The following is a 23,994-nucleotide window of genomic DNA, read 5'->3' as shown; positions in this document are numbered from 1 at the left end:
CAGCTCAGTCGTTAAGCACCGCACGAATCATCTGCAATAGCGCTTCGGGGCCATAGGGTTTGCCCAGCAAATGTGTGTCGGGGCTGAGTTGGTGATTGCGCGAAATGATGTCTCGGGTGTGCCCGGAGGTGAACAGCACTGCCACCTGTGGTGCCTGCACCTTGGCCCACCCGGCCAGATCGGAACTCTTGATCAGCCCCGGCATGACCACGTCGGTGAAAATCAGATCGACATCGACGCCCTCCAGCAGCATCTGCATGGCCGCATCGCCGTTGCCTGCGGTCAACACCCGGTAACCTTCTTCACGCAACAACTCGACGGCCGAGGTGCGCACCGCGTCGTTGTCCTCGACCACCAGAATCGTCTCGTGACCACCTTTCTGATGATTGTCGATGCTCGGTGACTCTTCGCGGATCGGCCGCAGGCTGCGCGGGAAATACAGCTGCACCCGCGTGCCCTCGCCGAGGGTACTGTCGATCTCGACGTGTCCGCCACTTTGTTTGACGAAACCAAACACCATGCTCAGGCCCAGCCCGGTGCCCTGGCCGTCGGCCTTGGTGGTGAAGAACGGTTCAAACACCTGCTCCAGCATCTGCGGCGGAATGCCTGGACCGGTATCGCTGACCGCCACCCGCACGAAATCGCCTGCGCAGATGCCTTTACCGGCGCAAAACGTGCTGTCGAGTCGGGTATTGAGGGCGCTGAGGACAATGGTGCCCTCACCCTGCATCGCGTCCCGGGCGTTGATCGCCAGGTTGAGAATCGCGTTTTCCAGTTGATTGCGGTCGACGTTGATGTGCCACGGTTCTTGCGGCAACTGCATATCGATCTGAATGGTTTCGCCCAACGCCCGTTGCAATAACTCACCCACGCCGTCGAAGATCTGCTGCGGATTGCACACTGCCGGTGATAGCGGCTGACGCCGGGCAAACGCAAGCAATTGCGAGGACAGCTTGGCACCGCGCTCGACTGCCGCCAGCGAGGCACTGACGCGCCGTTGCACGTTGGCATTGTCCGGTTCATGGCGTGCCAGCAAGTGCAGGTTGCCGGCGATCACTTGCAACAGGTTATTGAAGTCATGGGCCACGCCGCCAGTCAGTCCGCCGATCGCTTCGAGCTTCTGCGACTGACGCAATTGCTCCTCGGCGGCCAGCCGCGCCCCCACTTCACTGGCCACCCGTTGTTCAAGGTTGCGGGTGAATTTGAGCAGCGACTCTTCGGCGATCTTGCGCTCGTGGATGTCGATCAACACACCGGGAAAACGAAACGGTTCGCCCTGTTCATTGAACTCGCAGGCACCGCTGGCCAAGACCCACAGATAACTGCCGTCGCTGCGCTGTGCACGGTATTCGGCGTTGTAGGGCTCACCGGTCTGCATTGAATGGACGACCCGCTCCTTCACCCAGGGCAAGTCATCGGGGTGGATGCGCGAGCGAGCGACGTCTTGCGCCAGGTTGCTCAGATCCTGGTTCGGTGGATAAGAGAACGTCCGGGCGAAACGTTCGTCTGCCGACATCGTGTCGCTTTTCACATCCCAGACAAACGAGCCGAGCAAGGCGCCGGCATTCAATGCCAGACGCACCCGTTCGTTATCGGCGCGGTAGGCATCTTCGGCGGCCTGACGCAGCTGTTCGGCAACCACCCGTTCAGTGGTTTCCACCACCGTCGCCATCACACCGGCAGGCGCGCCCGTGTCGTCGGGTACGGGGTTGTAATACAGATCCATCCAGACGTCTTCGGGCACGCCATCGCGCAGTAATACCAGTTCCTTGTTGCGGTAAGACAAGGTGCCACCGGCCAGACACGTATCCACCACATGCCGGTTGAACTCGGCGACTTCCGGCCAGCCCAGTTCCACCGGTGAACCCAACAGGTAGGGATGCCGGCCACCCGCGAACTCCGAATAACCGTCGTTGTAGATCATGTAGCCAGCGCGCCCCCACAGCATGACCATCGGCAACGGCGAAGCAAGCAGCATCTGCACGGCGCTGCGCAAGCTGGTGGGCCAGGTATCCAGCGGCCCCAGGTCAGTCTGGCTCCAGTCGAACGCACAAATGCGCCCGGCCATTTCGCCTTTCCAACCGTCACAACCGTGGCTGTCGGATAAAAACTGCATCGGTTGACTCGGTGTCCTGTGCTGATTGCCCGATAAACCGCGACGCCGTAAGGACGCGATGCCCGTCTGTTTCGAGCATCGCCGAGCGTATTGGTTTCATTAGATGTATAGCCGATTTCAGACGCCGTTCAGGTTTAAACACCGATCAGATGTTTGAGCGGATGGTAGCCAGTTTTCATTTTGGCGGCGACGTCGAGAATGGCCTTCTCGATACCGTTCAGGTGCACGCAGGTCAGTTCGATGGCGGCGCTCTGATTGCCGGCCTCGATGTACTCGATCAAGCGCAGGTGCTCATTGTCGCGGCAGGCTTCGTGGCTGTCGTCATCCAGTGCGGCAATGTACAGCGAGGCGCGGGAAATCAGCTTCTGGAACCAGTCGAGCAGCACCGGATTATTCAGGCTGCGGGCAAGCTTGAGGTGGAACTCGCCGAGCAGGTAGATCAGTCGCTCGTGATCGCCGGCCTCATGGGCTTGATCTTCCAGCAGCAAGTGTTCGCGCAGGACCTGCATGGCGGCGATGTCTTTGCGTCGGCATAGCTCGGTGACAATGCCGATCTCGATCAGGCGCCGGGTTTCAAACAGCGAACGAATCTCTTCGTTACTGGGCAACGAAACCGATGCGCCTTTATTGGGCTCGGTAGTCACCAGTCCGTCGGCCTCCAAATGCTTGAGCGCGGCGCGCACCGACGTGCGGCTGACATTAAACAACTCCGCCAGCGAAGCCTCGCCCAGTTTCATCCCCGGACGCAGCGAACGCTTGCTGATCGCCTCGTAAACCCCTTGGTAGACGCGGTCGACGGTGGTTTCCGGTTTCTTCTCGGTCACTCGAAAGCTCCTTCCGTGCTGGCAACGTTGCCGTGGCGCATGAACTGTCGCGCAGGATATCGCCTTCGGCCGCAAGATGCAGGGTCTTGATTGCAAGTCGATATCGAAGAAAGTCGAGAAGTGTTCAGGCAAAAAAAATCGCAGCCTGTTGCCGCTTCTCGCAAATGTATTTACAAGAAGCGACCGCAGGCTGCGATCTTTTTATCTTCGCTGTCAGTCCGTGCCGTATTTCGGCGAACGTGGCCCGTACAGCAGGCCCGCCGGATGTCCGGCCGACAACAGACGATTGCTGGCGACACCGGCAATCGGATAACCGGCGTCGGTAGAACTGTTGATGATCTGCTTCACCGCTGCGGTAATCAGCATGCCGATCAGGCCACCCGCGTTACCGTTGTTACCCTCTTCGCTCGAGGCCCGCGCCGAACCGGTCCACAGCGTGGTGCCGGATTTCAGATCGACCAGTCTGGCGGTAGCGGTCACTGCGGTTTCGCTGCTGATCACCATGTAACGCGTACCGTACTCGGTCACGGTGATGTACAGCGCCGCATCCGCGCCGAAGATTTCCTTCAGTTTGTCGGGCGGTGCCTGGTGGATATCATCCGGCGTGGTCAGGCCGTTCTGGCGGAACGTCTCGTCAACCAGCGCGATCGGCAACACGTAATAACCGGCCTCGGCCAGCGGAAACGTCACTTGCGACAACAGGCTGTAGGAGGCCTTGACGTCCGGCGAGGTGTTCAGCGGCGGCAGCACCAGAATGGTCTTCGGACGCGCTTGTTTATACGCCGAGTAATCCACGGTCTTGGGTTTTACGCAGCCACCCAGAAGGGTCAGTGCCAGCACGCCCACCAGCAGTTTCACTGCACGCGGGATCATTTGGCGTCTCCGGTCTTGGCGTTTTTAAGCAGGAAATCCATGTACGTGCCGGACTCGGGAAACAGGGTCTTTTCGGTACGGAACTGCTGCACCATCTGATCGTCCTTACCCATGCTCAGGTACAGCAGACCGAGGTGCGCGTGGTAACCCGGTGGCACGGCCTTACCCGTGGAGCGGATCTTCTGCAGGTCGGCTTCCAGTGCTTCAGCCTGGGCTTCTTTCGGTGTTTCGCTTTTGAAATACTCGTAGACCTGGGGTTCGTAGCCTTCCCACTGGTACAGGGTTTGCGGGCCGGCGCAACCCGCCAGCAAGGCGCTGGCGGCCAGCGTCAGGGTCATCAGCGACCGCGACAGAGTCAAATTCATGGGTTGTTGCTCCTTGCAATGGGCGTCGATCAGTTGCCCGGTTTCCAGGCACCGGCGTTCATGCCATCAACCAGACGATTGATCGCCTCGCGCATGGCCAGATCCAGGACTTTGCCGTTGAGGGTGGAGTCGTAGGCAGCGGTGCCGCCGAAGCCGATGATTTCGCGATTGGACAAGGCGTACTCGCCGGCGCCCTGGGTCGAATACACCACTTCCGAAGTGCTGATGTTGACGATGTTCAGGTTGACCTTGGCGTAGGCCACTTGAGTTTTGCCGCGACCAAGAATGCCGAACAACTGGTGGTCGCCAGTCTCTTTGCGGCCAAACTCGGTGACATCACCGGTGACCACATAATCAGCGCCCTTGAGGCGTTGGGCCTGGCCCTTGATCGCCGCTTCCTGCTGGATTTCGCCCATGTTGTCGCGATCCAGCACGGAGAAACGGTTGGTCTGCTGCAAGTGCGTGATCAGGATGGTCTTGGCCTGACCACCGAGACGGTCGACGCCGTCGGAGAAGATCCCGCGCATATAGCTGGAGCGGTTATCGAACTTGCCCACGGCCATCGGCACGCGAACGCCAGTCCAGACTTGCGTGGCGCTTTCAACCTTGGCTACCGGCAGCGCGCGGGAGCTTTCGGTCGCGCAACCAGCGAGCGTGCCGGCGATTGTGCCCAGCACAGCAATCGCAACGCCTGAAACCAGCATCCGGGAGATCATTCTCACTGAGTATTTCCTTCTTGAAAAACGGGGGGTGTCCCGGCACAGCAACGCGGTGGGGGGCTGAAAAGGGGCGGCATTATGACAAAGTGCCATCATTGATAACAGGTTTTTTTTGACGCCAATGGATTGGCTGCTCTGGGAACGATCAGACAGAGAATTTTGTGGTGTCAGTGGAAATCGCGGCTCTGCACGCGGATGCCGTTGAGCAGCGGACTCAGGTCGCTCAGGCGGCCGGCGATCAAGTGGCGCACGTCGCCCTCGCGCTCCCAGCGGCCATCGACCTTGAGCAATTGCGAGCCGACCAGTACCTGGCGCTGACGCTCGGCCAGGTCGCGCCAGACCACCACATTGACGTTGCCGAACTCGTCTTCCAGGGTGACAAACGTCACGCCGCTGGCAGTACCCGGTCGTTGCCGGCCTGTCACCAGTCCGGCAATGCTGACCGGGCGACCATGCTCAACGTCGAGCAACTCTTTTGAACTGCGGCAACGCCGCGCCTTCAGTTCGTCGCGCAACAACGCCAACGGATGCGGCCCCAGGGTGGTGCCGACCGTCGTGTAATCGGCGTGCAGATCTTCACCGACACTGGGCTTGGGTAGCACCACGTCAGGCTCTTCCTGGCTCGGCAACCCGGCAAACAAACCCAGCTGTTTCTGCACCCCGGCCACCTCCCAGCGCGCCCGATGCCGATGACCGGCCAGGCCGCGCAACGCTCCGGAATCTGCCAGCAGCGCCTGCGCCCGACTGTCGAGTGCGGCCCGCTCGCCCAAATCGGCAACATCGGCAAATGCCCCGCGCATCCGCGCCGCTTCAATGCGTCGGGCATCGTCCTCGCGAAAACCCTTGATCATGCGCAGCCCCATGCGAATCGCCGGTTGTGCGCCGCTGATCGGTTCCAGGCTGCAATCCCAGTCACTGGCGCGCACGTCCACCGGGCGGATCTGCAGCTGATGCCGACGGGCGTCCTGAAGAATCTGGTCGGGGCTGTAGAAGCCCATCGGCCAACTGTTGATCAGCGCGCAGGCGAACGCCGCCGGTTCGTGGCACTTGAGCCAGCAACTGGCGTAGGTCAGCAAGGCGAAACTGGCCGCGTGGGATTCGGGAAAACCGTAGCTGCCGAAGCCTTTGATCTGCTCGAAAATCTGCGCGGCGAACTCCGGCGTGTAGCCGTTTTTCTTCATGCCGGCGGCGAGTCGCTCCTTGTGCGGTTCAAGCCCGCCGTGACGCTTCCACGCAGCCATGGAACGGCGCAACTGATCGGCCTCGCCGGGGCTGTAGTCGGCAGCGACGATGGCGATCTGCATTACTTGTTCCTGAAACAGCGGCACACCGAGGGTTCTTTCCAGTACGACCTTGAGTTCTGGCGACGGATAGGTTTCCGGCTCTTCCTTGTTCCGCCGGCGCAGGTACGGATGGACCATACCGCCCTGAATCGGACCCGGCCGGACGATGGCCACCTCAATCACCAGATCGTAGAACTTCGCCGGTCTCAGGCGCGGCAGCATCGACATCTGTGCGCGGGACTCGATCTGGAACACGCCGATGGTGTCGGCGCGGCTGATCATCTCGTAGGTCGGTTTGTCTTCGGCCGGAATCGTCGCCAGTGTCAGATCCAGATGGCGATGACGGCGCAGCAGATCGAAACAGCGGCGAATCGCGCTGAGCATGCCCAGCGCCAGGATATCGACCTTGAGCAGCCCGACCGCATCGAGATCGTCCTTGTCCCACTGAATGATCGTGCGGTCGGCCATGGCGGCGTTTTCCACCGGCACCAGACTGTCCAGCGGTTGCTCGGAAATCACAAAACCACCGGGGTGCTGCGACAGGTGCCGGGGGAAACCGATCAGTTGCCCGGTCAGGCTCAACACCCGGCGCAGCACCGGGCTGTCGGGGTCGAACCCGCCCTCAAGCAGGCGTGCCACTGGCGGTGTTTCATCGCTCCAATGGCCGCAGCAATCGGCCAAGGCGTTGATCTGATCCGGCGGCAGGCCCAACGCCTTGGCCACATCGCGCACTGCACCGGCGGCGTGATAAGTGCTGACCACCGCTGTCAGCGCTGCGCGATGACGGCCGTAACGGCGAAACACGTATTGCAGGACTTCCTCGCGGCGTTCGTGCTCGAAGTCGACGTCGATATCCGGCGGCTCGTTGCGCTCTTTCGACATGAAGCGTTCGAACAGCAACGTGGTGCGATCCGGGTCGATTTCGGTGATGCCCAAGGCAAAGCACACCGCCGAGTTGGCCGCCGAACCACGGCCCTGACAGAGAATGTGCTGCTCGCGAGCGAAGCGCACCACGTCATGCACGGTGAGGAAGTAGCTTTCGTAGCCGAGTTCGGCGATCAACTCCAGCTCATCGTCGATCTGCTTGAGCACTTTCGCCTGTGGCCCTTTCGGCCAGCGCCAGGCGATGCCTTCTTCGGTCAGGTGGCGCAACCAGGAACTGACGCAGTGCCCCTCCTGCACCAGCTCTTTGGGATATTGATAACGCAACTGGCCCAGATCAAAGGTGCAGCGCCGGGCCAGACTCACCGACGCCTCCAGCAAGGCCGGCGGATACAGTTCGCGCAACACCTCGACACTGCGCAAATGCCGCTCGCCATTGGGGTGCAGGCGCAATCCGGCTTCCGCCACCGGGACGTGATGACGAATCGCAGTCATGGTGTCCTGCAAGGCGCGTCGGCCTCGGGCATGCATGTGTACATCACCACTGGCCACGGCAGGAATCCCCAACTCACCCGCCAGACTCGACAACGCCGCCAACCGCCGCTGATCGTCCTGCCCGCGATGCAACTGCACCGCCAGCCACAGCCGTTCGCCGAAGGTTTGCTTTAGCCAGCGGCCTTCTTCCATCTCATCCAGCGAGTCCGGCACCCACAACACCAACAACCCGGGCAGCGCTTCGTTGAAGTCCTCGCGCAGCACCTGATACTGGCCCTTTTGCGTGCGCCGCCGGGCGCGGGTGATCAAGCCGCACAGCGCCTGATACCCCTCAAGGTTCTCCACCAGCAGCACCAGTTTCGGGCCGTTGTCGATGCGAATCTCGCTGCCGATAATCAGCGGCAATTCAACGGATTTCGCCGCTTGCCAGGCCCGGACAATCCCCGCCAGCGTGCATTCGTCGGTGATCGCCAGCGCCTGATAGCCGTGCTTTTTCGCCCGCTGGAACAACTCCAGCGCACTGGACGCACCGCGCTGGAAACTGAAGTTCGACAGGCAATGCAGTTCGGCGTAGCCATCGTTCATCCGAACCAGCCCTGCAGCCACAGCGGACCGCCCTCGCCCACCGCCCGATAGGCCCAGCCTTGCTGACCGGCGCGGTTCTGGATCAGGTAGTAATCGCGGCGTACATCGTCACCGTCCCACCAGCCTGATTCGATGCGCTCCGGGCCCATGAGGATGCGTGCCGAACCTTGCGCCACGCTCTGCGGTTCACCGAGCAACCAGCCCGGGCGGTAGACACTCGGCAAACCGGCGCAACGTTGTTTGTCGACGCCGTTTTGCCACGCGCACTCGGGCCGATGATCCGCCTGAAAGCGCAGGCCCTGCACCGCGTCATCGCCGAGCCGTGCGCGCAGGCGTTCGCGCAGTTGCTCCCAGGGCAAGGTTTGTTGCGGACGGTCATCGAACAGCTCCTGAAACTGCGGCACAAAACTCGGCAGATCTTCGGCACGCAGACGGAAACCGCGCACTGGCGCCTCAACCTGCACCTGTTCCAGCCGTCCACGGGCCAGTTCGAAGAGCATCGCCGGGTCGCGTTCGGCGCTGAGCAGGCCGACCTTGATCAAGGTGTCCGGCAACCCGGCGTGTTCCAGATGCAGGTCGAAACGCTGCACGCCGCTGTCGCGCCCACACAGAAACGCCGACAGATCGCCGGTCAAGCGTCGTAAAGGGAACAGCAGCGCCTGATGGGATTGCACATCGAAATTGAGCTCGATGCGCACATCGAAACGATCCGGCGGCAGGTAGAACGCCAGCGCCAGCGGCCGCGCGCCAAACAAGGTGTCGAGGTGTTTGAGCATCGGCGCTTCGAAGCGTCGGGCCAGTGCCTGACGCGGCAGGCTCTGCACCTGACTCAGGTTGCGCAGGCCCATGCGCGACAATGCTGTGGCCACGCCCGGCTCCAGACCGACCCGGTCGATGGGCAATTGCCCTAGATGATGCTGCAAGGCTTCGCCGTCCGGCACCACCAGTCCGTCATAGGCGTTGGCCAGAATGCGTGCCGCCACCGGGTTGGGTGCAGCGACGATGCGATGACGAAAACCCAGATCGGTCAGTTCCTTGCGCAACCGCGCCTCGAACTGAGCCCAGGAACCGAACAGGCCCAGGCTCGATTCGATCTCGAACACCACGGTGCGCGGGTAATGCACGCTGACCTGCGCGCTGAAGCGGTAGGCCCACGCGGCCAGAAACTGCTGCCAGTGTTCGACCTCGGCCACTTCATAATCGGCGGTGGCAAAACCTTTGCTCAGGGCTTGCGCAGCGGTCATCGACTGGCCGGGACGCAAGCCAAGTTTGCGCGCTGCCGGGTTGACCGCTTGCAGCACCCGACGCTGGGCCGGGCCGCTGAGCAACACCAACGGCTCATCGGGATCGGGCCGCTGACGCAACACGGCGTCGAGGGCCAATTGCGGGAACAGAATACACACCCAGCGCATGACGACCTCAGTGACCCACGGTAAAGGCAATCGGCGCCGCGCGCGCCAGTCCGCCACGGCACTTGAGTACGCGCAGTTGGGCCGGTTTTGCATCGATGGCGATGCGCAACGCTGCCGGTGACGGGTTGATCGCTTCGCTCAAGGGGCGCCACGCAAAGGCCAGGGTATGGCCGGTTTCCGCCGCCACCTGCAAACGCCGCAACGCGCGGTCATCAGCCTTGTGCGGCCAGCACAGCACGGCGCCGCAACTGCCTGAACGCAGGCATTGTTCCGCCGCCCACAAGGCATCGCGTTCACTGGCCTGAATCACCGACAACTGACGCAGGTCGACCCCGGCGTTCTCCCACGCCTGCGGGTACGGCACGAAAGGTGGCGCTATCAGCACGATGCGCTCACCCGCCGCCGACAACCGCGCCAGCGTCGGCCACACCAGTTGCAGCTCACCGACACCGGGGCCGGCCAGGAGAATTTCGCTCAATGCCGCTTCCGGCCAGCCACCGCTGGGCAATGCTGCGTCCAGCGCGGCATGCCCGGTCGGTTGTGGGCTGGCGGCCGGTGGCGCAGGACGGCCCTTCCAGACCTGGCCGCCATTGAACAGGGTATCCAACGCAACGACGGCGCCCATCAGCCTTGCCTCACCAGACCGCAGAACACCCCTTCGATGGCCAGATCCTGATCGTCACGCACGACAATCGGCTGATACGCCGGGTTGCGCGGTAACAGCCGCACCACATCGCCGACGCGCTCGAAACGCTTGATGGTGACTTCACCGTCGAGCCGCGCCACGACGATCTGGCCGTTGAGCGCCTCGGGATTGCGCCGCACACCGACCAGATCACCATCGAGAATGCCGTCCTCGATCATCGAGTCGCCTTGCACTCGCAGCATGTAATCGGGTGTGCGGGAGAACAGCGCCGGGTCGAGCATCAGGCGGTTATGAATGTCGGCATCAGCACCAATCGGCGCACCGGCGGCAACCCGGCCGAGTACAGGAATCTCCAGCAACTCCGCACGTGCCGGTTGCCCGAGCAAGCGAATGCCCCGGGCCTGATGCGGGTTGACCTCGATAAACCCGGCTTCGGTGAGCGCCAGCACATGCTTGCGCGCCACGCTGCGCGAGGCAAAACCAAAAGCCTCGCTGATTTCAGCGAGGCTTGGGGGCTGACCGTGTTCGGCGATGCGTTCGCGGATAAAGGTCAGGATGGCGGTACGGCGGGGAGTCAGGTTCGTCATGGAGTACATTTGTACTCCTGTAGGATTTTCCTGACAAGCACCGCCAGTCAGCTCAAACCACGCTCGGCCAGAAACCCTGCGATGTAATCGATAAACGCCACGACTTTCGCTGTGGCGCGCCGATGACTCGGGTACACCGCGAGAATGTGCGGGCCGAAGCTGTCCGGATCGATGGCGTATTCGGCCATGACCCGCACCAGTCGCCCGTCCGCAATATAAGGCGCGGCACTCCACAACGGCGTATGCAGCAAACCGCGCCCGGCCAAAGCGCTGGCCAGCAGCAAGTCGTAATTGTCACTGCGCAAGCGTGGCGTTGCCGGTTGCGGCAGGCTCAGGCGTTGACCGTCACGCTCGGCCCACCAGAATTCACGGCTGAGCAACGGGTGCCGGTACAGCAGCCATTCATGCTGATCAAGGGTTTGCGGATTCACCGGCAAGCCCTTGCGCGCCAGATACTCAGGGCTGCCGCACAGGGCCAGGCGATTGCTGCCGATCACCCGCGCGATCAGCCCCGGCAAGTCATCGTGACCTTCGCGCAAGGCCAGGTCGTAGCGGCTTTCCAGCAGATTGACGAACTCGTCGCACAGATCCACTTGCAGGCTGATCTGCGGGTATTGCTGCAAAAAGCCGTCGCACACTTGATCGAGAAACGCCCGTCCGTACGCCAGCGGCGCGGTGATTTTCAGGCTGCCGCGCAAACCGTGCTGCAGTTGCTCGATTTCCTCGCTGGCCTCTTCCAGGCGCTGCAGCACCAAGCGTGCGGTTTCCAGATACACCCGGCCGATTTCGGTGAGCAAAATCCGCCGGGTACTGCGCTCAAACAGCCGCGCCCCGAGTTCGGCTTCCAGGTGGTTGACCGCTTTGGTCAGCGCCGACGGCGTCTTGCCCAGTTGCTCGGCGGCGCGGCTGAAACTGCCGAGTTGCGCGGTGACCACGAACATTTTCAATGCACCCAACTTGTCCATGCTTTTTCCATTCAGGCAAAAACGTTTTTCGTGAGGGAGGCGTTCTGTCGGTCGTTGCCAGCCACTAATCTGGCCATCAGACGCAATAACAAGGAAATCTTCAATGAAAAGATTCATCCCGAATCTGCTTGTCGCTGCAGTAAGTTTTGCCTCGATGGAAGCCATGGCCGCGGCTGATCTGGTGCTGCTAAACGGCAAGATTTTCACCGCCGACCGCGCTCAACCCAAGGTGCAGGCGCTGGCCGTGGAGAACGGCAAAGTGTTGAAAGTCGGCACGGATGCACAGATCAAAGCGTTGATCGAACCCGGCACAAAAGTTATCGATCTAGGCGGCAAAGCGCTGATGCCCGGCCTGATCGATAGCCATTCCCACGCGATTTTCGGTGGTCTGGAAATGGTCTCGGCGAACATGGAAGACGAAGTCGTTGCCCTCGACGAACTGGAAAAAAACCTGCGCAACTGGCGGGACGACGGCACGGCCAGGCATGGCGATGTGCTGAGCATTGCCGGCATGAGTTCGAAGTATTGGGCGCAGGCTGAAGCCTTGGGCAAAACCTTCAACAACGGTGAATGGGCCAACGTGCCGGTGGTGTTCACCGGCAGCGACCACCACACCGCGTGGGCCAACAACGTGATGCTCAAACGCGCAGGTATCGACGCCGCGCTGCTGAAAAGCCTGCCAGACGCGGAAAAAGATACGATCGGCAAACTGGCCAACGGCGAACCCAACGGTTTTCTGGTCGATGCCGGTTGGGATCGGGTCGCCTCGAAAATGCCGGTGCCAAGAGCCGCCGCCATGCTCAACGCGGCGAAGTCCGCTGTGCGCTACAACAACAGCCTCGGCATTACGGCGTGGATGGATCCCGCCGCCAACGCCGCACCGGGCGAGCCGGTTTTCGCTCTCAAACCCACCGAGAAAACCGTCGGCGTGCTGCCGGCCTATAAGGCCCTGGCAGAAAGCGGCGAGATGAGCGTGCACGTCGCCGCGCTGCTGGTGGCCAATTCGAAAAGCGTACCTGCCGATCTCGATACCCTCGACAAGGTTCGCCAGCAGTTTCAGGGCATCCCCAACCTCACCCTGCCCGGCATCAAAATCTTCGCTGACGGGGTGATCGAATACCCGGCGCAAAGTGCGGCGATGATCGACCCGTACAGCAACTCGCACAAACAGGGCGAATTGCTGATCGACCCGCAGCATTTCGGCGCATTGGTCAGCGCCATTGATCAACGCGGTTGGCTAGTGCACATCCACGCCATCGGCGACCGTGCGGTGCGCGAAGCGTTGAACGGCATCGCCCAGGCGCGCCAGGATCGGCAAAGCGGCGTGACGCACTCGATCACTCACTTGCAAATGGTCAACCCGAAAGAATTCGCCCGTTTCAAACCACTGAACGTGATCGCCTCGATGCAGCTGCTGTGGGCCAGTGCCGACGATTACACCACCGACATGATCAAGCCCTACGTCAGCGCACTCGCCTTCCGTTATCAATACCCGGCGCACTCGCTGCTCAAACAGGGCGCGACGATTGCCGGCGCCAGTGACTGGCCGGTGTCGTCACCGAACCCGTTCAACGCCATGGCCCAGGCCATCACCCGCGTCGGCCCGCTGGGCGTGCTCAATGCCGAGGAGCGTCTGGACCGCGAAACCATGTTCTACGCCTACACCGCCAACGCCGCGCGAACCATTGGCCTGGACAAGCAGATCGGTTCGCTGACACCGGGCAAACAGGCGGATTTCATCGTCCTTGATCGCGACGTGTTCAGCGTCGACGACAAAGCCCTGCATGACACCCAGGTCCTGCAAACCTGGTTCGGCGGCCGTCAGGTCTACACCGCCGCTCAATAACAACACCGCCCCTCCCTGTAGGAGCAGCCTTCGGCAACTTCTACAGGTTTTCCTCCTGCCCCCATAACAATCACAACATCGGGACTTCACATGAAAGCCTTGCCCCTGTTCGCCCTGAGTTTCTTGAGCCTGCTGCCTTTGAGCAGCCACGCGATCCCCTTGAACGACGACTTCGCCGTGCTGGTGGATTTGACTGTGGCCAGCGATTACCGCACTCGCGGCATCTCGCAGACCCAGAACGACCCCGCCGTGCAGGCCGGTTTGACCCTCGCCCACAGCAGCGGCCTTTACATGGGGGCATGGAGCTCGAACGTCGATTTCGGCGCAGGTCTGAAAACCCGTCAGGAAGTCGATTACTACGCCGGTTGGCTGTGGCAGGCGACCGAAGAGGTCAGCCTTGATCTGGGCTACCTCAAGTACGCCTATCCCGGGGAAAGTCAGTTCAACCAGAGTGAGGTGTACGGGATTCTCGGTGTGTACGGGGTGAAATTCGCGGCGTATTACTCAAGCGATGCGCCCGGCATCGATAGCCAGCAGAGTTCGCTTTACAGCTACGTCAGCTATGAAACCGAACTGCCGTTCGATTCGGGCCTGAAGTTGCGTTACGGCCATATGGATTTCAAGGATCCGCATGTGTATTCGTCCTCCGGGCATGGCGAAGCGTCGTACCGCGAATGGGAAGTGAAAGTCACCCACAATCTGGCCGGAGTGCTGCTGGGTTTGAGCTACATCGACACCGATCTGTCGCAAACCCAGTGCTTGAGCAACTGGGGATTCAAGGACGTGTGCACCGCGACTGTGGTTGCCAGCGTCAGTAAATCTTTCTGACACACCACACTCCTACATTGGGCTTTTGGTGGGTTCAGGAAGTGAGCTGTGCGAGATATTGCCACGGGTAGATCCCGCGTTGGTGGCCATCGCTGAACACCAGCTGCACGCCATAGCCTTGGGGATTGATTTCGATGAGGCGCACGCGTTCATCCACCAGCGGCGTCAAGCCGCGCAGACGAAAAGCGCGGCATCGCGAGCAGGGGCATTGGCGGCGCAGTTCGGCGTGATCGAGCACCGATTCGCTGCCATCAGGCCAGCTTAGTCGAAGGGTCTGCTCACTCTGCGAGTTGCCGACTGACAGCGGGTTCATTGCAGCTGACTCAAGGCAATCCGCACGGCTTTGCGCACTTCCGGATCACCATCGTCCTGCGCGGCCTGCAACGCCGCCACTGCACCGCGATCATTCAACTCGCCCAAGGCTAACGCAGCTTCCTTGCGCAAGTTACTGATGCGATGGCCCAGGGTGCCGATCAGGGCGTACAGCGCCGGGGCGAAATGCAAGCGACCGAGGCTGCGGGTGGCGCGCAGACGCACTTGCCAGTAGTCATCGCTCAGCGCCTCGACCAATGCCGGACCTGCGTCGGTGTGGCCGACTTTCCCCAAGGTTGTTGCGGCTTCTTCACGCACTTGCCAGGCGTCGTCCCGCAAGGCCTGGCGCAGGGCCGGCAGCACGTCGGCGCCAGAGGCCAGACCGAGAGCGCCGGTGGCGGCGCGGCGCACCTCGGTGTCAGGGTCAGCGCTGGCCAGTCGCGCCAATGCCGCCAGTGCGTCGAGTTGTTTGAGCCAGCCGAGCACGCCCACGGCTTCGCGGCGTACATGGGCGTCGGCATCCTGCAGTGCGGCGACTGCAGCGGGCGCGGCAGCGGCAAAACGCAACTCACGTAAAGCACGGAACGCGGCGATCCGCACGCTGACGTCGACATGATCGGTCCACGGCAGAATCACCCGCCCGGCGGCTTCGGTCTTGAGCAGGCTGAGGCTCTGCGCGGCGGCAGATTGTACGGCTGGCGACGAGTCGGTCAGGGCCTGACACAGTGCCGCTACCACCGGCTCATCTTCCCGTGCCTCCAACAACCGCGCGGCTTCAGCGCGGACTTCTTCTGCGGGATCATGCCCGAGGCGTTCTACCAGCCACAACAAGCCATCGGGTTCTTCGAGATCGGCCAGATCGATCAGGGCAATGCGCCGCACGCCAGCGTCTTCAGCGGTCAGTCGTGGTTGCAGGTCGAGAATGTCTTGGTTATCGGTCAAAGCAAAAATAGAAGTCATAGGGCAAATCGCGGCAAAGGGTTTTCGGGAGGCAGGCCGAGCGGATTGAGGCGCGGCAGCGGTCGGTCGTTGTCGTGGCGTAACAGGTCGAGACAGTGGCGCTTCAGACGCGAGAATTCATGGCTGGTGACCAGCTCAGTAGTGCGCGGACGCGGGAAATCCAGGCGCAGATCTTCGATGATTCGCCCCGGCCGCGCGCTCATCACCAGCAAGCGGTCGGCAAGAAACAGCGCCTCGTCGATGTCGTGGGTGACGAACACCACGGTGGTGCGGATGCGCGTCCAGATGTCCAGCAACAGTTCCTGCATGTTCAGCCGGGTCAAGGCGTCCAGCGCGCCGAACGGCTCGTCCATCAGCAACAGCCGTGGACGATTGACCAGCACCCGGGCGATCTCCACCCGTTGCTGCATGCCGCCGGAGAGTTGGTCGGGCCAGCGTTGGGCGAAACCGTCGAGGCCCACCAGTTTGAGAATTTCGTCGGCGGCGCGATGACGTTCAGCCTTGCCGATGCCCTGCATCTTCAGGCCGAAGGCGACGTTTTCGCGCACCGTGCGCCACGGGAACAGCGTGTGATGCTGGAACACCATGCCGCGCTGCGGCGACGGGCCCGACACCTCGGCGCCATCGACTTTCAGGCTGCCGGTCTGAGCGTTTAAATGCCCGGCCAAGGCGCCGAGCAAGGTCGATTTGCCGCAACCGGACGGGCCGAGAATGCACACGAACTGGCCGGGTTCGATCTGGCAATCGAGGCCCTGCACCGCTTCAAACGCGTGCCGACCTTCGCCGAGGACGATGGACAACTTGCGGATATCAATCCGCCCTTCCGGGGTTTGCATCATGCTCATCAGGCTTTACCTCGTGGACGATGCCAAGGCGTGAACAACCCGCCCAGACGCTTGATCAACAAACTGCTGCCCATACCCAGTACGCCGATCAGCAACATGCCGACGACAATGTCGGCGTAGTTCTGAATGGTGTAGGACTCCCAGGTGTAGTAACCGATGCCGAACTGGCCAGAGATCATTTCCGCGGTCACCAGACAGAACCATGAGGTGCCCATGCCGATCGCCAATCCCGTGATGATGCTCGGCGCGGCGCCGGGCAGGATCACTTCCAGCAGAATCGCCCGGCGCCCTGCTCCGAGGCTTTTCGCCGAAGCGATCAGGCGTGGATCGACGCCTTCGACGCCGTGCACGGTGTTGAGCAGGATCGGGAACAACGCGCCGGTGAAGGTGATGAAGACCATCGACAACTCCGAGGACGGGAACATCAGGATCGCCAATGGAATCCATGCCACGGCCGGGATCGGGCGCAGGACTTCCAGCGGTGGCAGCAGCAGGTCTTCAGCCCATTTAGAACGGCCGATGGCCAGGCCCAATGCGATGCCGACGACCAGTGCAGCGAGGTAGCCGGCGAAGACGCGGCTGAGGCTGGCGGTCAGGTGTTGCAGGAGCTTGCCGGAGTCGCCCAGACCGAGTGCGGCTTCGATGACCGCCAATGGCGTAGGCACATTGGCGAAGGTGACGAGGCCGAGGTTCCAGTGGTGGCTGGCGGCGAGTTGCCAGAATAGAAGGCAGAGCAGCAGTGAGGCGGATCTTGATGTCCAGCGCAAGGCGGAAGGTGTTTTCATGGAGCGGGTTTCCAGTTCCGGATCTGTGTGACGGCTAAGATTTACCCCCTCACCCCAGCCCTCTCCCCCAAGGGGGCGAGGGGGAAAGGGAGCCGATTTTGTGTGTTTCAAAACCTGAGTTCGGCTCGGTATTCCAGGTCGGCGTATCTCGCCCAAACATCCCGGTCAGTCCCCTCTCCCTCCGGGAGAGGGTTAGGGTGAGGGGCTCTTGATCTGCCCTTAACGAGCGACCACAGCCTGTGCCGTGGCATCGGTAAAGTCGAAAACCTTCCCCCCCTGCGCCGCCGCAAATTGCTGGGCCTGGCCCTTGAGCAGGAATGCACTCAAACGCCCCTTGGCATCACTGGCAAACCACGCCTGATCCGCCAGCAACTTGATCCCGCTGTCGCTGGCCTGGGCATACACCGCACGGATGCTTTTACCGTCCTGCTTCAAACCGGCCAATGCGCTGAACGCCGCTTGCGCCGAGGCGTACTGGCGCACTTTGTCTTCACCGCGCACCCAGATTTCGGCGACGTGGCGCAAGTCCGTGATGGCTTTACCGCTGGCGGAATCAACAGTCTTGAGCGGCGTCTGCGCGTAGTTGGCGAGTTGCGCGGTGTAATCCAGGTTCGAAGCCTTGAATGCGGCGCGGATGTACTGGTCGTCGATGAAGTTGTTCAGATCGAGTCCACGATCAGCCTTTTTCAGCAGTTTCAATGTGTCGATGGCCGTTCCGACTGCCTGGCGATATTCCGGCTTCCAGCTCAGATCTCGGGTCTGCACACCGAGCGGACCGAGGAACAGGTAATTGACCTCGGCATCGACGCCAGTGACTTTGGCGATCAGCTCGCTGTACCTCTCAGGCTCGGCGGCCAGCAACTGATTGGCCTCGATGCTTGCGCGCAGATAAGCGACGACGATTTCCGGGTACTTTTTCGCGTACGCCTGATCGACCAGAGCACCGTGAAAGGTCGGCGAATTCGCTTGGGCGCCGTCATAGATCTTGCGAGCGAAACCACGGCTGGGGAACAGTTCGGCGAACGGCACAAAATCAGCATGGGCGTCGATCTTGCCGGCCTGCAACGCGGAGCCGGCGACTTCTGGCGGCTGAGCGATGATGTTCACGTCTTTAAGTGGGTCCCAGCCCTGCTCCGCCACCGCACGCAGCAACATACCGTGCGCCGTGGAAGCGAACGGCACGGAGATGGTCTTGCCCTTGAGTTCGCTCAGCGACTGCACGTCCGACGCGCTCGGCACGACGATGCCGTTGCCGCTACCCTTGGTGCTGCCCGACAACACGCTGATGAACAGGCTGTGCTTGCCGGCGGTTTCGAATGCCACGCCATTGAACGCACCGGGGAAATCGGCCATGGCGCCAAAGTCGAGTTTGCCGGCGACCATTTCGTTGGTCAGCGGTGCGCCGCTGGTGAAGTTCTTCCACTGCACGTCGTATTTCGCGTCTTTGTAGGCGCCGTCGTGGGGCAGGTACTTGTCGAGCAGGCCGAGCTCACGAATCAACAGACCGCCGGCGGCGCAGTTGATGGTGGTGTCTTGGGTGCCGATAGCAATACGGATGGTTTCGGCCGAGGCCGAGAAGGTGAACGAGGCCAGTACGAGACCGGCGATTGCTGCACGCAACATGAGTGTTTCCCCTCGAATCATTTATAGGATGTTCGTCTCCGCCGCGATCAGGGCGCGGTGGGAAACGAGGGGTGTTTTTGAATCCAGCGTCCGGGGTTTCCGGATGGCTTTGTGTTCTCACAGTTCCAATGTGGGAGCGGGTTTCAACGCAGGAGATAAGGGATATCGACTTTCACCGCACCGGTCGGACAATCCTTCTCACACGGCATGCAGTACCAGCATTCATCGAACGCCATGTAGGCCTTTTGCGTGGCCGGGTTGATCGCCAGCAGATCCATCGGGCAGACGTCGACGCACACGGTGCAGCCCTTTTCGGCGATGCATTTGTCCTCGTCCACGGTGACGGGGGCGTTGGAGCGGAAGAAGATTTCCTGGGCTTGATAGGCCATGGTTCGGGTTCTCTATGGGTGATGCATCACGCGGCAAAAGCGCCGACCCGCAAGCGGTCGTAAGCCTGCATTTCTTCGGCATCGAGCGGGATGATGTAAGGCTCGACGGCTTTTTTAAAACTGGTCATCTGGCCGTCGTCGCCCTTCTTCAAGTGGCAATGGCAGAACCATTCAGCGTCGTTGCGCTGCGGGTGATCGACCCGGTAGTGGTAAAGCCCCCAGCGGCTTTCGGCGCGGAACAGCGAAGCGCGGGCAGCCATTTCGGCGCAGTCGCGGATCACGCTGGTTTCCATGGCGCGCATCAGTTCGTGGGCGTTGCTGGCCTTCATCTGGTCGAGATCACGTTCGATGTCGCTGAAGCGTTGCAGGCCGATCTGCATTTTCTTTGTCACTTTTGGCGGTTGCAGGTAGTCGTTGACGAAGCGCCGCAGCTTGTACTCGACCTGCGCCGGCGGCAGACCGTGTTCACGATCCAGCGGTGCATAGACCCGCGCTTTCTCTTTCTCAATCTGCCCGGCATCCAACGCGGAAAACTCACGTCCGGCGACAAAATCCGCCGCGTTGTGCCCGGCGAACCAGCCGTAGGTAAACGCGCCGAGCATGTAGTTGTGCGGCACGGCAGCCATGTCCCCGGCCGAATACAAGCCTTTCACCGAAGTCTCGGCGCGTTCGTTGACCCACACACCGGACGCCGAGTGGCCGCTGCAAAAACCGATCTCGGAAATGTGCATCTCGACCATTTGCGTGCGGTAATCGGTGCCGCGATTGGCGTGAAACTGGCCACGGCTCGGGCGTTCGTTGCTGTGCAGGATTTCCTCGATGTTCTGGATGGTTTCCTCGGCCAGATGATCGAGTTTGAGGAATACCGGGCCGTTGCCGCTTTCCAGTTCCTGGTGGAACTCCCACATCATCTGCCCGCTCCAGTAGTCGCACTCGATGAAGCGTTCGCCCTTGTTGTTGGCGGTGTAGCCGCCCAGCGGGCCGGTGACATAGGCGCACGCCGGGCCGTTGTAATCCTTGATCAGCGGGTTGATCTGGAAACATTCGAGGTTCGCCAGTTCGGCCCCGGCGTGATAGGCCATCGCGTAGCCGTCGCCGGCATTGGTCGGGTTTTCGTAGGTGCCCATCAAATAGCCCGACGATGGCAAACCGAGGCGTCCGGCCGCACCACAGGCAAGAATTACCGCTTTGGCCTTGATCACATGGAAGTCGGCGGTGCGGCAATCGAAGCCCATCACACCGTTGACCGCGCCCTCTTCGTCGGTCAGCAAACGGGTGCAGACCAGTCGATTGGTGATGCTGACCCGCGCGCGCTTCAACTGGCGATAAAGGACTTTCTTGATGTCGTGACCTTCCGGCATCGGCAGCACGTAGGCGCCCATGTGGTGGACTTTTTTCACCGCGTAATCGCCGGTTTCGTCCTTCTCGAACTTCACACCCCAGCGGTCGAGTTGCTCGATGGTTTCGAAGCTGTGGGTGGCGTAGGCGTACACCGCCGCCTGATTGACGATGCCGTCGTTGGCGATGGTGATTTCCTTGGTGTACTGCTCGGGCGTCGAGTGGCCGGGGATGATCGCGTTGTTCAGGCCGTCCATGCCCATGCTGATCGCGCCGCTGCGTTTGACGTTGGCCTTGTCGACCAGCAGCACGCGCAGATCACGGTTCTTCTCTTTGGCCTTGATCGCGGCCATCGGGCCGGCAGTGCCGCCGCCGATCACGACGATGTCGTATTCCTGCTCAAGCGTGCTGCGTGTCATGCCTGCTCCCCTTTTTGCCGGTCGATCCGCAGGCGGTACTGGAACGCATCGCCACGGTAGTAAAGGTGTTCAAAGTCCAGCGGCTGCCCCTGCGCGTCGTGGGTCAGACGTTCGATACGCATGATCGGCGAGCCGGCCTCGACGTTCAGCGCCTGAGTCAGGTCGCTGTCAGCGAGCACCGCGTCGATGGCCAGATCGGCGTGGCCTAGGGCGATGCCGCAGTCGTTTTCGAGGATCAGGAAGATGTCGCGAGTAACCAGATCAGCCTTCTCCAGCCGCTCGCCGACGGCTTTGGGCAGGTAGGTGATTTCCAGCGAGATCGGCTCACGGTTGATCAACCGCACGCGTTTGATCTGCGCGACGATCTCGCCCTCGGCGACCTGCAAACGCTCGGCGACGCGCTTGTCCGCCGGGATGAATTTGAAGCTGCGCAGGCGGTTGATCACCTCGTAGCCGCGCCCGGTCATGGACTCGGCGAGACCTTGCAGGCTGCTGACGTTCTGGAAGGTTTTCGGCTTGGCAACGAAGGTGCCTTTGCCGTGGATCTTGAAGATCAGCCCTTCCTTTTGCAGATCACCCAGCGCCTGGCGCACGGTGATGCGGCTGACTTTGAACAGCGCGCCGAGTTCGCTTTCGGACGGCATCTGGCTGTCTTGCGGGTATTCGCCATCGAGAATGCGCGCGCGGAGGACGTCGCGCAGTTGGGTGTGCAGAGGAACGCTGCTTAGGGAGAGAACGTTATCGGTCATCACGGGATCACTTGTCATAACGAGTTATGACGTGATCTTAGAGTTGTTATGACAAGGTTGAGAAATATTGTTTGGGCATATCCTTAGATGCGACAACACGGGAGCAAATGTGGGAGCGAGCCTGCTCGCGAAGACGGTGTGTCAGTATTCGAATGGGAACCTGACACGACGCCTTCGCGAGCAGGCTCGCTCCCACAGGGGATGTTGTATGTCAGGGGGATCAGTGACGCTTGAGGATCTGATCCATGACCCAGTCGGTTTTCAGTGCCTGCTCGGCCACCGCCGGATGCTGCGCGTCACCACGGATATGCGCATTCATGCCCAGTACGTGATGCCACTGAATGTGCTCGTGATGCGGGATTTGCAGGCTGATTTGTTCGTCGGCAAATAACTGCACCGGGTGCTCATCAAACACTGAAAAACTGATTCGCCCTTCACTGCCGATGATCTCGACCCGATCTTCACGCCGATCCGCAACAAAGCTCCAGCAACCCATGCCCAGCGCTCCGGATGAAAACCGTCAACTGGCGCTGACCGCATCTTCAGCCGCATACAAGCCAGCCTGTCGTGCGGTGAATCCGGCGACTTCAACGATGTCGCCGAGCAGGTACTGGAACAGGTCGAAACCGTGGCTGGCCAGGTCGGCAAAGTAGCCACCGCCGGCCACAGCGGGGTCGGTTCGCCAGTTGTTGCTGCCCTCCAGGTCTGCCGCCGACGGCGCCTTGGTCAATGTCCAGCTCAGGTGCCGCACCGCGCCGATGCGCCCTTCCTCCAGCCATTGGCGCACTTGTTGAAAGCGCGGCAACGAACGGCGGTAGTAGGAAACAAACAGGTGCAAACCGGCGTCGGCAAACGCCTGCTGCATCTCGCGGCTTTGCCCCGAGCTGAGTGCCATGGGTTTTTCCACGCAGCAATGCTTGCCGGCGGCGGCGACTTTGAGGCTGTAGGCGTGGTGGCTGTCGGGTGGCGTGGCGATGTACACCGCGTCCACCTCGGGATCGTTGATCAGTGCATCGACGTCGGTGTAGACCCGGGCGATGCCGTGGCGCGCGGCGTAATCGCTCACCGCTTCAAGACGCCGCCCCATCACCGCCACCAACGCCGAACCGGGAGCCTTGTAAAAGGCCGGCCCGCTCTTGCGCTCGGTGACGTCACCGCAACCGATCATGCCCCAACGCACCACGTCCATTTGTTTTGCTCCTTAGCCGATGCGCAAAGCGCGCAGATCCAGATGCCCGTCCTTGAGTGGTGGACACCAGTAGTAACCGCCGGTAATCGGACGGCTGATGCGATAGAGACCATCGGTGATGCCATCTTCCAGACCGCTCATGCGCCGCAGTTGCGCTTCGAACGCATCCAGCGAGAAGCCGAAGGCGAGGAACATCAAGCCCGCGCGATCGCCTTCGATCCACGGCATCGAGCGGCGCACGACGAACGCCTCAGGCGCGAAACTTTCCTGCGCGGTGCGTTTGACGTGGGCGGAAACCGGCGCGTCGTCAATCTCTTCGTTGTCGCTGAGGCGACGGCCCATGATGTTGTCCTTGTCTTCGGCGGACAACTGATGGAAGCCCTTGAGGTCGTGCTGCCACTGCTGGATCGCGGCGAAGCTGCCACCGACCAGACCGTCGGCACCTGCGCTTTGCAGGGCGGCGGCGACAGCGGCGTCATCGTGGGGGTTTTCGGTGCCATCTTCGTAGCCGGTCAGGTCGTGGCCGTCCTTGTGGCGGAAGGCTTCCTGAGCCTCAACCAGACGCAAGGCCGGGGCCAGTGCGGCTTCGAAAGCATTGCAGCGGTTGAGCAGTTCACCACGGTCGACGCCGTGCAGCCAGACCCACAGGGCGTGCTGGGTCGACGGGTTTTCCACACCGACGCCGGTCATGGCCGGGAAGCTGCGCAGGCCGTCGATTTGCACGTTGAGCGCCTTAGCCAGGGATTCACCGAAACCGACCACCGCCGACTTGCCGTCCACCAGATTCATCAGGTTGTCGATCGCCTGCGGCAGTGCTTCAACCGACGCGAGGGCGAAAAACAGATGACGTGCTTGCGCAGGAACAGGGGTGGCGAGAATGCCCGGCTGGTAGTAACTCATGTGAACTCCTTGGGAAAGTGCGCGGAGTTTACCTGTGGCCGGAGAATTTGTGGGGGTTT

At 61.4% G+C, this 23,994-nt stretch carries 21 protein-coding genes and 1 pseudogene; 2 read left to right on the top strand and 20 right to left on the bottom strand.

Going from position 1 to position 23,994, the window contains the following annotated elements; all coding sequences use genetic code 11:
• Positions 1-4 precede the first annotated feature (4 nt).
• The 10 genes from IAI51_RS18580 to IAI51_RS18535 form a co-directional block, all read right to left on the bottom strand.
• Positions 5-2,116, bottom strand: coding sequence for a PAS domain-containing sensor histidine kinase (locus tag IAI51_RS18580; RefSeq protein WP_187679801.1), 2,112 nt, complete (start codon positions 2,114-2,116; stop codon positions 5-7).
• A 134-nt stretch (positions 2,117-2,250) separates the two neighbouring features.
• Positions 2,251-2,940 (bottom strand): GntR family transcriptional regulator, encoded by a 690-nt coding sequence (locus tag IAI51_RS18575; RefSeq protein WP_187679800.1) that lies wholly within the window; start codon positions 2,938-2,940, stop codon positions 2,251-2,253.
• A gap of 213 nt (positions 2,941-3,153) precedes the next feature.
• Positions 3,154-3,813 carry a DUF799 domain-containing protein gene (locus IAI51_RS18570; protein ID WP_187679799.1) on the bottom strand — a complete coding sequence of 220 codons (660 nt, stop codon included), beginning with the start codon at positions 3,811-3,813 and terminating at the stop codon, positions 3,154-3,156.
• Positions 3,810-4,178, bottom strand: coding sequence for a DUF4810 domain-containing protein (locus IAI51_RS18565; RefSeq protein WP_187679798.1), 369 nt, complete (start codon positions 4,176-4,178; stop codon positions 3,810-3,812). The genes IAI51_RS18570 and IAI51_RS18565 overlap by 4 nt, the downstream gene beginning before the upstream one ends.
• 29 nt (positions 4,179-4,207) lie before the next feature.
• Positions 4,208-4,894: a CsgG/HfaB family protein gene (locus tag IAI51_RS18560; RefSeq protein ID WP_161986630.1), complete on the bottom strand. Its 687-nt coding sequence runs from the start codon at positions 4,892-4,894 to the stop codon at positions 4,208-4,210.
• A 170-nt stretch (positions 4,895-5,064) separates the two neighbouring features.
• The gene (locus tag IAI51_RS18555) at positions 5,065-8,142 is read right to left on the bottom strand and encodes an error-prone DNA polymerase (RefSeq protein ID WP_187679797.1); all 3,078 of its coding nucleotides are present in this window, start codon (positions 8,140-8,142) and stop codon (positions 5,065-5,067) included.
• Complete coding sequence (locus tag IAI51_RS18550) at positions 8,139-9,554, bottom strand: Y-family DNA polymerase (protein WP_187679796.1); 1,416 nt, start codon at positions 9,552-9,554, stop codon at positions 8,139-8,141. Before IAI51_RS18550 ends, IAI51_RS18555 begins: the two co-directional genes overlap by 4 nt.
• A 7-nt stretch (positions 9,555-9,561) precedes the next feature.
• The gene (gene imuA / locus IAI51_RS18545) at positions 9,562-10,179 is read right to left on the bottom strand and encodes a translesion DNA synthesis-associated protein ImuA (RefSeq protein ID WP_187679795.1); all 618 of its coding nucleotides are present in this window, start codon (positions 10,177-10,179) and stop codon (positions 9,562-9,564) included.
• Positions 10,179-10,796: a transcriptional repressor LexA gene (lexA, locus tag IAI51_RS18540; protein ID WP_187679794.1), complete on the bottom strand. Its 618-nt coding sequence runs from the start codon at positions 10,794-10,796 to the stop codon at positions 10,179-10,181. Before lexA ends, imuA begins: the two co-directional genes overlap by 1 nt.
• A gap of 38 nt (positions 10,797-10,834) precedes the next feature.
• On the bottom strand, positions 10,835-11,752 hold the full coding sequence (locus tag IAI51_RS18535; RefSeq protein WP_187679793.1) for a LysR family transcriptional regulator: 918 nt from the start codon (positions 11,750-11,752) through the stop codon (positions 10,835-10,837).
• A gap of 103 nt (positions 11,753-11,855) precedes the next feature.
• Here IAI51_RS18535 and IAI51_RS18530 point away from each other — a divergent pair, with 103 nt between their 5' ends.
• Both IAI51_RS18530 and IAI51_RS18525 read left to right on the top strand, forming a co-directional pair.
• On the top strand, positions 11,856-13,598 hold the full coding sequence (locus tag IAI51_RS18530) for an amidohydrolase (RefSeq protein WP_187679792.1): 1,743 nt from the start codon (positions 11,856-11,858) through the stop codon (positions 13,596-13,598).
• Between the two features lie 90 nt (positions 13,599-13,688).
• A complete protein-coding gene (locus IAI51_RS18525; RefSeq protein WP_187679791.1) occupies positions 13,689-14,426 on the top strand; it encodes a TorF family putative porin in 738 nt (245 codons plus the stop codon).
• A 34-nt stretch (positions 14,427-14,460) separates the two neighbouring features.
• On the opposite strand, the gene IAI51_RS18520 is transcribed toward IAI51_RS18525, so the two are convergent.
• The 10 genes and pseudogenes from IAI51_RS18520 to IAI51_RS18475 form a co-directional block, all read right to left on the bottom strand.
• On the bottom strand, positions 14,461-14,739 hold the full coding sequence (locus tag IAI51_RS18520; RefSeq protein ID WP_187679790.1) for a DUF971 domain-containing protein: 279 nt from the start codon (positions 14,737-14,739) through the stop codon (positions 14,461-14,463).
• Positions 14,736-15,698 (bottom strand): HEAT repeat domain-containing protein, encoded by a 963-nt coding sequence (locus IAI51_RS18515; protein WP_187679789.1) that lies wholly within the window; start codon positions 15,696-15,698, stop codon positions 14,736-14,738. The genes IAI51_RS18520 and IAI51_RS18515 overlap by 4 nt, the downstream gene beginning before the upstream one ends.
• Positions 15,695-16,543 carry an ABC transporter ATP-binding protein gene (locus tag IAI51_RS18510; RefSeq protein ID WP_187679788.1) on the bottom strand — a complete coding sequence of 283 codons (849 nt, stop codon included), beginning with the start codon at positions 16,541-16,543 and terminating at the stop codon, positions 15,695-15,697. Before IAI51_RS18510 ends, IAI51_RS18515 begins: the two co-directional genes overlap by 4 nt.
• A complete protein-coding gene (locus IAI51_RS18505; RefSeq protein ID WP_187679787.1) occupies positions 16,543-17,328 on the bottom strand; it encodes an ABC transporter permease in 786 nt (261 codons plus the stop codon). The genes IAI51_RS18510 and IAI51_RS18505 overlap by 1 nt, the downstream gene beginning before the upstream one ends.
• Before the next feature lie 219 nt (positions 17,329-17,547).
• Positions 17,548-18,951, bottom strand: coding sequence for an ABC transporter substrate-binding protein (locus tag IAI51_RS18500; protein ID WP_187679786.1), 1,404 nt, complete (start codon positions 18,949-18,951; stop codon positions 17,548-17,550).
• Positions 18,952-19,094: 143 nt separating this feature from the next.
• Entirely contained in the window at positions 19,095-19,340 is a 246-nt protein-coding gene (locus tag IAI51_RS18495; RefSeq protein ID WP_003225615.1) for a ferredoxin family protein, read from the bottom strand.
• Between the two features lie 26 nt (positions 19,341-19,366).
• On the bottom strand, positions 19,367-21,097 hold the full coding sequence (locus IAI51_RS18490) for a fumarate reductase/succinate dehydrogenase flavoprotein subunit (RefSeq protein WP_187679785.1): 1,731 nt from the start codon (positions 21,095-21,097) through the stop codon (positions 19,367-19,369).
• Entirely contained in the window at positions 21,094-21,846 is a 753-nt protein-coding gene (locus IAI51_RS18485; RefSeq protein WP_016774450.1) for a GntR family transcriptional regulator, read from the bottom strand. Before IAI51_RS18485 ends, IAI51_RS18490 begins: the two co-directional genes overlap by 4 nt.
• Before the next feature lie 220 nt (positions 21,847-22,066).
• Positions 22,067-23,035 (bottom strand): annotated as a pseudogene (locus IAI51_RS18480) (Gfo/Idh/MocA family protein).
• Between the two features lie 12 nt (positions 23,036-23,047).
• Positions 23,048-23,935 carry a Dyp-type peroxidase gene (locus tag IAI51_RS18475; protein WP_187679784.1) on the bottom strand — a complete coding sequence of 296 codons (888 nt, stop codon included), beginning with the start codon at positions 23,933-23,935 and terminating at the stop codon, positions 23,048-23,050.
• Positions 23,936-23,994 lie beyond the last annotated feature (59 nt).

Origin of the sequence: Pseudomonas sp. N40(2020) (assembly GCF_014472415.1) — a bacterium.
GTDB lineage: Bacteria > Pseudomonadota > Gammaproteobacteria > Pseudomonadales > Pseudomonadaceae > Aquipseudomonas.
Note: the sequence above shows the minus strand (reverse complement) of the source record. Positions and strands in the feature narration are given on the sequence as shown.